This is a genomic window from Streptomyces sp. MB09-02B (assembly GCF_033794485.1).
Lineage (GTDB): Bacteria > Actinomycetota > Actinomycetes > Streptomycetales > Streptomycetaceae > Streptomyces.
Map to the genome: position 1 here is coordinate 1 of NZ_JARGEE010000005.1, position 12,312 is coordinate 12,312.

Here is a 12,312-nt window from a genome sequence, read left to right on the forward strand (position 1 = left end):
CCCCCTCACAAAGATCCACCACGGCGACATCCACCGCAGTGCGACCCAGGCGTTCCTGCCGGGAGGCAAGGACGGACGGACGTCGGCCGCAGGTACGGAGACCGACCGCGCGGGTCGGCTCATCGTCGCCGGCGGCGCCTCCGGCGAGGTCTCCGTCTATGTGTCCACGGCTGGGTGCGGGCGACAAGCGCAGGCTACTGGGCCAGACTTTTCCCTAGGCAGGCATTCACTCTGCCCCTGAGAGGCTCTTTCGTGCTCGATGTGCCGTTGTGGCTGTGGGCGGCGTTCGCCGTCACCGTGATCGTGTCGCTGGCCGTGGACCTGCTGGCGCACCGGGAAGCCCATGTCATCGGGTTCAAGGAAGCCGCGGCCTGGAGCGGGGTGTGGGTCGGTCTCGCCCTCGTCTTCGGCGCGGTCGTCTTCCTGGTACTGGGCACGACACCCGGGGTGGAGTACACCACCGCGTGGCTGCTGGAGAAAAGCCTGTCGGTCGACAACCTGTTCGTCTTCGCGCTGATCTTCGCCTACTTCAAGGTGCCGCGCGCCTACCAGCACCGCGTGCTGTTCTACGGCGTCATGGGGGCGCTGGTGTTCCGAGGCGTTTTCCTGGCTGCCGGGGTGGCCGTGGTCAGCCGGTTCACCGCAGTGCTGTTCGCCTTCGCCGCCATCCTCTTCTACAGCACCTACAAGATCCTGAAGGAGGAAGAGGACAGCTTCGACCCGGGCAGGAGCATCGCCGTGCGGCTGCTGCGCAAGGTCATGCCGGTCCGGGACGAGTACGCCGGGATGAAGTTCTTCGTGCGGGAGGCCGGTAAACGGGTCGCCACCCCGCTCCTCGCGGTGGTCGCCGCGATCGAGGCGGCCGACCTGGTCTTCGCCGTGGACAGTGTGCCGGCCGTGCTCGCGGTCAGCGACGAAGCCTTCATCGTCTACACCAGCAACGCGTTCGCCATCCTGGGCCTGCGCGCCCTGTACTTCCTGCTCGCCGGACTGCTGGACCGCTTCCACTACCTCAGCAAGGGCCTCGCGCTGATCCTGTCCTTCATCGGCGTGAAACTGATCCTGCAGGCGTCCCACAAGCTGTTCAGCACCAGCGTCCCGGAGATCCCGTCACCCGTCAGCCTGGCGGTCATCGTCACGGTTCTGGCTGCGTCCGTCGCACTGAGCATCCGGCACCCTCGCCCGGCCTCCGCGCAAGGCGCACCCTCAGCCACACAGGCAAAGCACGGCGACGACGCCCCGGACTCCGAGGACGGGGAACCCCCAGCAGAGGAGCCGCGGGATACGGGCGACCCGCCACAAGGCAGCTGACCTGCCGTGCCCTTCCTCCCCAGCCGCCTCACGCGACTCTCCACCACCGGCGAGGTCGGCGACGGCCCCTCGCCTTCACTACTTCTCCACCCCTTGGCAAAATATTTACCATTTCATTGCAAATGCGACTATTCTGGAAATATGTGCAGCGACGAGCGTAAGACGGCACCGCAGGCCGGACACCTGTGCCCCGCCTGTCACCACCCCGTGAGCGCGGAGGTCACGCGACACAAGACGATGGGAGTCGTCGTACCCCTGTGGCAGGCAGGCCCATGCCACAACCCGGACTGCCCGAAGTACGTGCAAGGGAAGCAGAGCTCAAGGGGCGTCGAAGCTAGGCCATAGCACTCGGGATGCCCCATCGACCCAGGCTGGATCGATCCGCGACGCGCGCCGAACCCCGCGCGACGATCGCCAACCGCAGGGTCTTCCAACTTGTCGAGCTCTCCAGTCCGCGAGAGCGGCCTCTCGCTACCCCTGGTCGACTCGCTCATCGATCTGAGCGGCGCGCTGCGGCCCCGATTGCATGGCGGATGGACGAACCACGGCATCGAAGGGCTGTCCTGGAGCCGGTGCTCGGCTGAGGGGTTGCTGTTCCGTCAGTATGGTGCGGCCGGGCGCGGGCTCTGGGTGGTCGACATCGGGGGGACACGGTGAGTGCTCCAGAACCCCAAGCCGCCGATGACGCTGCGGTACGGGAGTCATCTACGCCTACCTCGTCGAGGCCAACCGCGAACGCGCCTCCATCGACCGGGCCACGTACGCGGACGAGATGCGGCGGCCGGCCGCGCCCTTTGGGGGTGCGTGGCCGGAGACCGCCGCGAGCATCACCGACCCCGCCGAGGTCAACTGCACCTGGTTCGACCGGCTGCTCGTCGAGGGCTCCTGGCACCGCGACAGGGTCGTCCTGACCGGTGACGCGGCCCATGTCTATCCCCCCACGCTCGCCCAGGGCGCGGCCAAGTCGCTACCGGTGTACTGGCGAGTGACGTGCACGAACAGTCCGTCGCTCTTCGTGTCGACTCCTCACTACGACGAAGTGGAGGCTGCCGGGGCTCCTTCGTCTGCGCGAGAAGATCCGGCCTGGTAAAGCGATCGCGGCGGAGCTGCACCCGGCGATTTCACAACCGTTACAGTGATGCAGAACCTGTCCACCGCGCCGGAGCCGACCTTGCCGAACCTGTCCCACCTCGAGGAGATCTTCTCCGACGAGGGTGACGGCGCCGTCGGCCCCGTGCGATCGCCCGGCTGGCAGAGCAACGTCTCGCCGCAGGGACTCACGGTGACATTGATCGCCGACTACACGTTCCCCGTTCGGGCGTGGTTGCCGTCGGCGGCGATCGTGGCATTGCTCGGTGAGTTCCACGTGACCGCGGGTGCCGCCCGTAGGACGATCAGCAGGCTGATGCGCCGTGGGGTGCTGGAGGGCAGCAGGCAAGGACGGTACAGCTCCTACCGGCTGACGTCGCGGGCCGCCGTCGACCTCTTGTCCGGGACTACCTACAAGCTGGCGAAGATCGATGGTTCGGTCGACGTACGCGAGGGCGTGCGATAAGTCGACGACGGTGACGTCGTCACCTCCGCCGGTGTGTCGGCCGGCATCGACATGGCGTGGCACCTGGTCGGCCGACTCGACTCGGCCAAAGCGAGCGAACAGACGCGGCACGGCATCCAGTACGAGGCTCCGCAACACAGGTAGCCCGCGGCACAGGTGCTCCGCAGGACCGGTGGCGGCAGGTCACCGGTCCGCGGGCTCGGCCTTCCGGTCCATGAACTCGGCTTCCCTGTCCGTGCACTCGGTGTCCCGGTCGGTGGCGAGCGGGCTGGCGGCGTACGTGATGCGGACGACGCCGTCGGCATGCCGTTCCGTGTGCCCTCGTACGCCGAAGACCTCGCGAAGGAGGGCCGGGGTCAGGACCTCCAGGACGGGTCCGGCCGCCACCACCTCGCCCTCGTACAGCACCACCACGTGATCGCAGAGCCGGGCGGCCAGGTCGAGGTCGTGCAGGACGGCCAGGGTGGTGATGCCTGTGCTGCGGATCAGGTCAAGGAGTTCGAACCGGGCGCGGATGTCGAGGTGGTTGGTGAGTTCGTCCAGGACGAGGAGTTCGGGCCGTTGGGCGAGGGCGCGGGCCAGGAGGACGCGTTGGCGTTCTCCGCCGGAGAGGGTGGCGTAGTCCCGGTCCGCGAAGGGGGTGACGCCGCAGCGGGCGACGGCCTCGGCGACTGCCTCGTGGTCCTCGGCGCCGTCGCGCCCCATCAGGCCGTGGTGGGGGGTGCGGCCCAGGGCGACGATCTCGGTGACCGTCAGGCCGCTGGTGGTGCCGGAGTCCTGGAGGACGGCGGCGGTGCGGCGGGCGGCGGTGCGGGTGGGCAGTTCCCACACGTCGTCGCCGCCCACCCGGACCACTCCCTGGGCAGGGCGCAGGGAGCGGTAGACCGTGCGGAGGAGGGTGGACTTGCCGCTGCCGTTGGGGCCCACGAGGCCGACGATGTCGCCCTTGGCGGACTCCAGGCACACATCGCGCAGGATCGGCTTGCGGTCCAGGGTGACGTGGAGCTGGTCGACGGTCAGTTTCATATGGTGTCCAGGCCCCTGTTCAAACGGTCCCCTTTTCATACGGTGTCCAGGCCCTTGTTCCGGCGCAGCAGCCACAGGAAGAACGGGGCGCCGAGCAGGACGGTGAGGATGCCCAGCGGCAGTTCGTTGGGGCGGTTGAGGGTGCGGGAGAGCAGGTCCACGACAACCAGGTAGATGGCGCCCAGCAGTGCGGTCAGCGGCAGCAGTCTGCGGTGGTCGGCGCCCACGGTGAGGCGGACCAGGTGGGGGATCATCAGGCCGACGAAACCGATACCGCCCGCGACGGCGATGACGGTGCCCGTGAGCAGCGCGCTGATGACCAGCAGGACGGCGCGCAGCCGGTTGACGTCCACGCCCAGCGCGGTGGCGGACTCGTCGCCGGCCAGCAGGGCGTTGAGCCTGCGTCCGAACAGCGTCAGCACCACGGTGCTCGTCAGGACGACGACCGCCACGGTCGGCAGTTGGTCCCACTGGGCGCCCGCGACGCTGCCGAGCATCCAGAACATCACGGTCCGCAGCTCGGTGGGTGTCGCCATCAGCTGGACGAAGCTGGTCAGGGAGAGGAAGACATAGCCGACGATGACTCCGGCCAGGACCAGTCGGGTCGGGGCCAGTCGGCCGCGCCGCTGTCCCAGGGCGAAGGCCAGGAGACCGGCCGTCAGCGCGCCGATGAAGGCCGCGCCCGACACGCCCAGGCCGCCGAGGCCCGCGAGCGCGGCGCCGCCGAGGGTGATGACCAGGACGGCGCCGAGGGAGGCGCCGTAGGAGAAACCGAGGACGATGGGGTCGGCGAGGGGGTTGGCGACCAGGGTCTGCAGGACCGCGCCGGTGACCGCCAGGCCCGCGCCGACGAGGGCGGCGAGGGCGACGCGGGGTGCGCGGAACGTCCACACGATCTGGTCCAGCGCGGGGTCGTCGGTGGCGCCCTGCCCGGTGACGTGGTGCAGGAGGACCGTCCACACGTCGGCCACCGGGATGTTGACCGCGCCGATGCTCACCGCCACCACCATGACGGCGACGAGTAGGCCCAGCAGGCCGAGGACTGCCAAGGGCAGCCGCAGCCCGCCGAGTCCGAATGTCAGACCTTGTCCGGGTGCAGCATCTCCGCGATCTTCTCCACGGCCAGGTCGTTGCTCGGGCCGAGGTACATCGAGTCCGACAGTGCCACGTACTTCTTGTTCTTCGCGGCCGGCCACTGGGGGAACTCCTTCAGCAGTTTCTGGGCGTAGGCCGCCGGGTTCGGGTCGTTGTAGCCGATGACGACGAGGGCGTCGACGGCGGTGGCGGCCACCTTCTCCTTGCTCAGGTCGGCGAAGGACGTCTTCGAGGCGTTCTCGAAGGCGTTGGAGCCGCCGGCCTTGGCGAGGATGTCGTTGTAGATGCCCTTGGCGACGACCGAGCTGAAGTCGTTGCCGCCCATGGCCATGTTGGAGAACAGGACCATGACCTTGGGCTGCTTCTCGCCCTTCACCTTCGCGGCCACATCGGCGATCTTCTTCTCCGATGCGGTGATGAGCTTCTCGGCCTGGTCGCTCTTGCCGAAGATGCGGCCCACGTCGCGCAGCAGTGTGTAGCTGTCGGCGACGGTCATCTTCGAGGTGTCCTGGTCGCAGCCCTGCGGTGAGACGTACGAGTTGGCGCCGACGTCCCCCAGCTGCTCGCGGGTGGCGAAGCCGTTCTTCTCGTCGAAGCCGTACGAGGTCGTGGACAGCACCAGGTCGGGGCGCAGCCCGATCATCGCCTCGCGCGGGATGTCGTAGGCGTCGTTGAGCTTCACGTCGCCGGTGGGCAGCTTCTTGATGGCCTCCGCCCGACCCTGGACCTCGGACATCCCATAGGTCTGCTGGTTGGCGACGACGGTGTCCTCGACTCCGAGGGCCAGCAGCGTGGAGACCTCGGCGACCGAGGCACCGTTCATCACGACGACGCGGCTGGGTGCCTTGGTGAACTTCTCTTCCACCCCGCAGTTCTCCAGGGTCACCGGATAGCCCGCCTTCGCGTTCTCGGCGGAGGCCTTGTCGCCGCTCGCGGCGGTCTTCTCGGTCGAGTCCGCGCATGCCGAGGTGACCAGGCAGAGGGCGCCGGCCAGGGCGACGGCGACCGGCCGTATCTTCGGCATGCGGGCTCCTTGGTGCGAGGTGTGCGGCTGGCTGACGGGTTCTGCTGCAGTAGTCGGGCGGAGCTGCCCGTGAGTTCCCGACAAGGTCCAACTACTTTGTGGGCGGCGGGAGGTGGCCGACTTCGAGACAGTGGTCCAGGTAGCGGAAGACGAGGTCCCGGTCCACGGACGGGCAGCTGATGCCGCCCTCACGCAGGCCGTTCACGACGTTGTCGGCGCGGACCCGGCCCAGCCGCAGTTCGGGGCCGGGAGCATCGGGCTTCGCTGAGGGATCGGTCGTGTCCCAGGAGTCGAAGAACGCGAGCGTGGTGGCCGCGACACCGGACACGGTGGGAAGGTCGGCGCGCCACTGGGCCAGCGGCATCCGCCGCAGCCGGTAGCCGTACTGCCCCAGCCAGTCGTACACGTCGCTCAACCGCACCGGCGAGGTAGCCGCGTGGTTGAAGACGGTCGCGCCCGTCGGACGCCGGCCGAGGCTCAGGTGTACGAGGGCCTTCGCGGCATGGTCGACCGGCGTCCAGGTCTCTTCCTCGAACAGGTCGGGGACGATTCCGGCGGGGACCCCGGCCCGCAGCACGCTCCACAGGAAGTCCCGCTCGTTGACGTATCCGGTCGCGGCCGGCCCGACGATCCGGCCGAGCCGGTGCACGGTGACCGGCAGGCCCCGTTCGGCGGCCTGCTCCAGCAGGTGCTCGGCCGCCCACTTCGACTGCTGGTAGCCGTATCGCAGTCCGGGGTGGGGTGCGAGGAACGCCTCCGGTACCTCGGAGCGCAGGGCGAGGGGTGGAGCGACAGACAGGGTCGACACGAAGTGCAGGGGCGTCGACCGTTCGGCCGCCATGCGCAACAGGGTCCTGGTGGACTCGGTGTTGGCGGCGCGAAGAGTGGCGTACTCGCGCATGATGCTGACGGTCGCCGCGTTGTGGAAGATCGCCCCGCAGGTACGGGCGAGTTCGGTGAACGTCTCCTCGTCCAGAGCGAGTCGAGGACGGGCCATGTCGGCGGGGATCGCCGTGATGCGTTCACGCATTGAGTCCGGGAAGCTCAGCCGGTGGTTCGCCAATGCCCGGTGGGCACGGTCGGTGGCCTCGGCCGGGCTCGAAGCACGAACCAGACAGACGATCTCCGCCTCGGTGCTCGTGAGCAGTTCCGCCAGCAGGTGTGCGCCGACGAAGCCGGTGGCACCGGTAAGCAGGATTTTGTCCGGTGCGCCGACCGGGCGGGGACGGCTGCCGGGCCGGATGTCTGGGTCGAGAACGGCGTCTGCGAGTAGGGCCTCAAGAGCGCCCGTGGTCTCCGGGACCGGCTCGGAGTGGGGAGTGGGCACGTTCTCGGAAGGGTGGGTGGCGGCCGGTATCGCCCGCCGGTCCAGGAAACTGGCCAACCCCGCGGGCGTCGGGTGTTGGAAGAGCCAGGCCACCTTCACCTCCCGGCGCAGTTCGACGCCGAGGCGGTTGGCCACCTGGATGGCCTGGAGGGACTGGGCCCCCAGCTCGAACACGTCGTCCCGCACGGCAACGGCCCTCACCCCGAGCATCTGCTGCCAGACGTCGGCGATGGTCCGCTCCAGGGTGCCGTCGGCCTCCGCGTGGCGCCGCTCGCCCAGGGCGGGCAGAGCGCGCCTGTCGATCTTCCCCGAACTCGTCCTGGGCAGGCGGTCCACGAACTCGACGGCCGACGGGATCACCGCGGCGGGCAGTGTCGCCCGCAGATGGTGGCGGAGGTCCCGTGCCAGTGCGGCCGCCTCGGCGGGGCCATCCGGCACGGGCCCGCCCGGTACGACGTACGCGGCCAGGCGGCGCGTCCCGTCGTCGAGTATCTGGCCCACGACCGCGGCGTCACGCACTTCGAGGTGGGCGACGAGGGTGCTCTCCACCTCGGCGGGGTGCACCCGATGTCCGCTGATCTTGAACTCGGTGTCGGACCGGCCGACGTAGCGCAACTGCCCGTCGTCACCGACCCGGACCAGGTCGCCGGTCCGGTAGGAGCGCGGTCCTCCGGGCAGGGCGTCGAGCGCGGCGAAGCGGACGGCATCCGCGTGTTCTCCCCGGTAGCCGTCGGCCAGGTTGTCGCCCAGGAGATGGAGTTCACCGTCGACGACCGCCGCATGGGTGCCCGGAAGCGGCAGCCCGATCGGGACGTCGCCGGGGACGAGTGCCGGGTCATGCAGGTCGGCGACGGTGGCGACGACGGTGGCCTCGGTCGGGCCGTAGGTGTTGAGCAGCCGTACCGAGGTGCCGACTGCCTTGCGCCAGCGGTCGACGCGCTCGGGCAGCGCCGCCTCGCCGCCGATGACGACGGTGCGTACGTCGGCGGGCAGCGCGGCGGTACCGGTCCCGACGGCGTACGCGAGTTCGTGCCAGTAGGCCGTGGGCAGGTCGAGGAAGCTGATGCGCAGCCGGGCGCAGGCGTCCAGGAAGGCGGGGACCGAGTCGGTCATGTCCTCGCCGCGGACGACGAGGGTGGCGCCCGCGCACAGGGTCAGGAAGATCTCCTCGACGCTGGTGTCGAAGTGCGGCGGGGCGAACTGCAGGACGCGGTCCGCCTGGTGGGGGCCGTAGCGATGGGCGGCACCGGCCACGAAGTGGGCGAGGGCACGGTGGCCGATCTCCACGCCCTTGGGGCGCCCGGTCGAGCCGGAGGTGTGGAGCACATAGGCGAGGTCCTCCGGCAGGGGTGCCGTCGGGCGAGCGGCTCGGGGCGCCGGAGCGGGCCCGGAGCCCGGCTCGTCCAGCAGGAGTACGGCTCGGCCTCCGAAAGCGCCGGTGTGTGCCCGGGTTGTGAGGATGAGGGCGGGCCGGGCGTCGTCCAGGAGTTCCGCCGTCCGCTCCTGGGGTGCTGTCAGGTCGAGCGGGGCGTAGGCGGCGCCGGAGAGCAGGATGCCGAGGACGGCGGTGACCGCGTCGATGCCGCGTGGCAGGGCGACGGCGACCAGGTCGCCCCGGCCGACCCTCCGGGCGGACAGGCGTCGGGCGACCTCATGTGCTGCCCCGAACAACTCCGCGTACGTGACACGGCGCCCGTCGTGTTCGACCGCGATGGCTGCGCCGCGCCGGGCGGCGTGGTCGGCGATCAGCTCCAGGACGGGACGGGCCGGGCCCGGCAGCGGCCCTCCGTCCAGCACGGCGACGGGGGCGGGTACGGGTACGGGGGCCCTCTCGCCGCCGAAGCGCTGACCGAGCACACGATCCGGCTCCGCGACGGCCGTCGCGAGCAGGGAGAGCAGCCCCTCCTGGAAAGCAGTGACCTCCGCCTCGGTGTAGAGGTCCGGGTTGGCGTCCACGGCGATGCGCAGGCCGGCCCCCTCGGAGCGGTCGTAGACGTTGACGGAGAGGTCGTCGACCGGACCGGCGGAGACGTTGTGGACGGTGCTGCGGTGGCCGGCGAAGCGCAGGTCGTACTCGAACGGCATGATGTTGACGCCGGGGCCGGACAACCGGCGTTGTCCGCCGACGAGTCTGAGATCGCGCCGCAGTTGCTCGTAGCGGTAGCGCTGATGGGGCAGTCCGGCGCGCAGTTCGCGGGTGATCCGGGGCACGAGGTCACGGAGGCTGTCCGCCGCGGTGATGGGGACGCGCAGGGGCAGGATGTTGCGGACCATGCACGGGACCCGGAGCGAGACGGAGCCGAGGCGCCCCATCGCCGGGAGGCTGAGGACGATCTCCGGGGCACCGGTGACGTGGTGCAGATGGGCCGCCGTCACGGCGAGCAGCACCTCGGACCAGGTGACCTTGAGGTCGCGGGCGACGGCACGCAGCTCCTGTGTCCGGGCCGCGTCCAGATCGACGACCCGGCGGTGGAAGGTGCGGGCGGGCAGGGCGGTCCGGCCGGCGGGCGAGGCGACGGGCGGCCGGTCGGCGTACCGCTCCGCCCAGTAGGCACGGTCCTTGGCGAAGCGCGGGGAGGCCCGGTAGGTGTGCTCCTCGTCCCTGACCGACTCCAGGGTGCCGAAGCCACTGTCCTCCACCGGTTCACCGGCCATCAGGGCGGTGTAGACCTCGGCGACCCGGCGGGCGACCAGCGCGAGCCCGAATCCGTCGAGCGCGATGTGATGGACGCGGTGGTACCAGAGGTACTCCTCCGGCGTGACGCGCAGCAGGGCGTGGCCGAAGACAAGGTCGCGGGTGAGGTCGACGGGGCGGGCCATGTCCTGGTCCATCCAGGCCAGGGCCGCCGCGTGCGGATCGTGCTCGGAGGTGAGGTCGGCTGTGTGCAGTCGCCAGCCCGCGGCCTCCGTGGTCACCTGCGCAGGTCGCCCCACCTCGTCGGCCATGAAGGTGACGTTCAGGGCCTCGGTCTCCGCGACCACGCGGTGCAGGACGTCCTCGAAGACCGCCGGGTCGACGGAGCCGTGGATGTGCACGTACTCGGCCGTGTTGTACGCCGGGCTGTCCACGTCCAACTGCTGGCCGGTCCAGATGCCTTCCTGGGCGGCCAGCAGCGCACGGCGTTCACGCGTCGGCATGGTCCCCTCCCCCTTGACGTGTCGAGAGCAGCTCCCACCACTGGGCGAACGAGGTGCGCTCGGCGAGTTCGACGAAGCTCACGTCGACGCCGGTCTCCCGCCACCGTTCGATGAGCGTGACGATGCGCAGGGAGTCCAGTCCGGCGTAGAGGGGGTTCCCTTCGAGGTCGACCTCGTCGGGCTCCAGGTACAGGAACTCCGCGAGGTCGGTGCGGAAGCCCTCCGGCGTGAGGGGAGCAGGCATGGCGTTCTCTCCATAGGGCCTGGTGGGGACGTCAGTTGACCTTGCGGGCGGCGTCGCTCCAGAAGCGGTCGCGCAGTTCGCGGCGGAGGATCTTGCCGCTGGGGTTGCGGGGGACGCTGTCGATGAACTCGTAGCGGGCGGGGAGCTTGAAGCTCGCGAGCTGCGGGACGAGGAAGGTGTGCAGGTCCCGTGGGGTGGGCGGCTGTTCGAGGGCCGGGACGACGAAGGCGTGCACGTACTCGCCCCACCGTTCGTCGGGGGCGCCGACGACCACGGCCTCGGCGACCCCTGGATGGCCTTCCAGTACGTTCTCGATCTCGGCCGGGTAGACGTTCTCACCTGCCACGAGGATGGCGTCCTTGATCCGGTCGCGGATGAAGATGTAGCCGTCCTCGTCGAGGTGTCCGGCGTCCCCGGTGTGGATCCATCCGTCGACCAGGGTCTCGGCGGTCTTGTCGGGCAGCCCCCAGTACTCGACCATGTGCGCGGGCGTGGCCAGGCACACCTCTCCCACGGCGCCCGGCGGCAGTTCGCGACCCCCGCCGTCGATCACCTTGGCGCGCACGCCCGGATAGGGTCGCCCGGCGGCCTGCATGAGCGTGCCGCCGGGGACGTGCGCGGCGGGTGGCAGGCACACAGCGGTGTTGCCGGTCTCGGTGAGGCCGTAGATCTGGGCGAACTCGCAGTCGAGGACGGCGAGGCTCTCCTCCAGCAGCGCCTCGGAGATCGGGGAGCCGCCATACACCGCTTTGCGCAGGGTGGTGAAGTCCTTGGCGTCGACTCCGGGTTCGTTCAGCATCATGCGGAGCATCGCGGGCACGACGCAGGCGGTGGTGATGCCGAGGTCACGGATGAGGTCGACGGCCTGGCGGGCGGCGAAGGCGCGCATCGCGACGACGGTGGTGCCGGCGTTGAAGTTCTGTGTGGCCCACCACAGGCCGCCGATGTGGAAGCCGGGGATGCCGACCAGCGCGATGTCGCCGGGCCGCCAGTCGATCCAGTCCAGCCCCTCGCTCGCCAGGGCGTCCCGGATCGCGAAGAAGCTTCGGTGGGCGAGCACGACGCCCTTGGGCAGCCCGGTGGTGCCACTGGTGTAGAGCTGGGCGACCGGGGTGTCCGGGGTGGCTGTGTCCGGCGGTTCGGTGTCGGGGTGGGCTGCCTTCCAGGTGGCGAAGTCCTCGCCGAGCGCCACGGTCGTCTCGGGCGGGGCGGTCGGCATCCTCTCCACGATCGGCGCGAACTCGTCCTCCAGGAACAGCAGTCGGGTCCCGGAGTCCTGGAGGATGTGGCTGACCTCTGGTGCGGCCAGCCGCCAGTTGACGGGGACGAGGACCGTGCCGCTCTTCGCGCAGCCGAAGAGGATCTCGTAGTAGTGCTCGGCCTCCTTGCCGAGGTAGGCGACCCGGTCGCCCGGTACGAGTCCAGCGGCCTTCAGAGCGTGGGCGATGCGGTTGCTCTCGCGGTGCAACTGCTCGTACGTCAGGGTTCGGCCCTCGCACAGAACCGCCGCAGTGGTGGGCCGATGCTCCGCGTGGAGGCGCGTGGTCTGGACGAGTGTCCGGAGCTGGGAGTGGTGGAGCGTGTCCATGGGT

General features: G+C 69.9%; 8 protein-coding genes and 1 pseudogene. 3 read left to right on the plus strand and 6 right to left on the minus strand.

What is annotated here, in order from left to right; translation table 11 throughout:
* Positions 1 to 252: 252 nt before the first annotated feature.
* The 3 genes and pseudogenes from P1P70_RS01635 to P1P70_RS01645 all read left to right on the plus strand — a co-directional run bounded on the left by P1P70_RS01635 (position 253) and on the right by P1P70_RS01645 (position 2,866).
* On the plus strand, positions 253 to 1,311 hold the full coding sequence (locus P1P70_RS01635) for a TerC family protein (RefSeq protein WP_319233932.1): 1,059 nt from the start codon (positions 253 to 255) through the stop codon (positions 1,309 to 1,311).
* A 703-nt stretch (positions 1,312 to 2,014) separates the two neighbouring features.
* Positions 2,015 to 2,281 (plus strand): annotated as a pseudogene (locus tag P1P70_RS01640) (FAD-dependent monooxygenase); the annotation flags it as partial.
* Between the two features lie 168 nt (positions 2,282 to 2,449).
* Positions 2,450 to 2,866, plus strand: a complete 417-nt coding sequence (locus P1P70_RS01645) for a hypothetical protein (RefSeq protein ID WP_319233934.1) — start codon at positions 2,450 to 2,452, stop codon at positions 2,864 to 2,866.
* A gap of 183 nt (positions 2,867 to 3,049) precedes the next feature.
* Here the strand turns inward: P1P70_RS01645 and P1P70_RS01650 are convergent, their stop codons facing one another.
* From P1P70_RS01650 to P1P70_RS01675, 6 genes are all read right to left on the minus strand, one after another.
* Positions 3,050 to 3,892 carry an ABC transporter ATP-binding protein gene (locus tag P1P70_RS01650; protein WP_319233936.1) on the minus strand — a complete coding sequence of 281 codons (843 nt, stop codon included), beginning with the start codon at positions 3,890 to 3,892 and terminating at the stop codon, positions 3,050 to 3,052.
* Between the two features lie 35 nt (positions 3,893 to 3,927).
* Complete coding sequence (locus P1P70_RS01655) at positions 3,928 to 4,902, minus strand: FecCD family ABC transporter permease (RefSeq protein WP_086799036.1); 975 nt, start codon at positions 4,900 to 4,902, stop codon at positions 3,928 to 3,930.
* Between the two features lie 68 nt (positions 4,903 to 4,970).
* Complete coding sequence (locus P1P70_RS01660) at positions 4,971 to 6,011, minus strand: ABC transporter substrate-binding protein (protein ID WP_319233939.1); 1,041 nt, start codon at positions 6,009 to 6,011, stop codon at positions 4,971 to 4,973.
* 91 nt (positions 6,012 to 6,102) lie between these two features.
* Entirely contained in the window at positions 6,103 to 10,476 is a 4,374-nt protein-coding gene (locus tag P1P70_RS01665; RefSeq protein WP_319233940.1) for an amino acid adenylation domain-containing protein, read from the minus strand.
* Positions 10,463 to 10,720, minus strand: a complete 258-nt coding sequence (locus P1P70_RS01670; RefSeq protein ID WP_319233941.1) for a phosphopantetheine-binding protein — start codon at positions 10,718 to 10,720, stop codon at positions 10,463 to 10,465. The genes P1P70_RS01665 and P1P70_RS01670 overlap by 14 nt, the downstream gene beginning before the upstream one ends.
* Before the next feature lie 31 nt (positions 10,721 to 10,751).
* Positions 10,752 to 12,308 (minus strand): fatty acid--CoA ligase, encoded by a 1,557-nt coding sequence (locus P1P70_RS01675; RefSeq protein WP_319233942.1) that lies wholly within the window; start codon positions 12,306 to 12,308, stop codon positions 10,752 to 10,754.
* Positions 12,309 to 12,312: the final 4 nt, after the last annotated feature.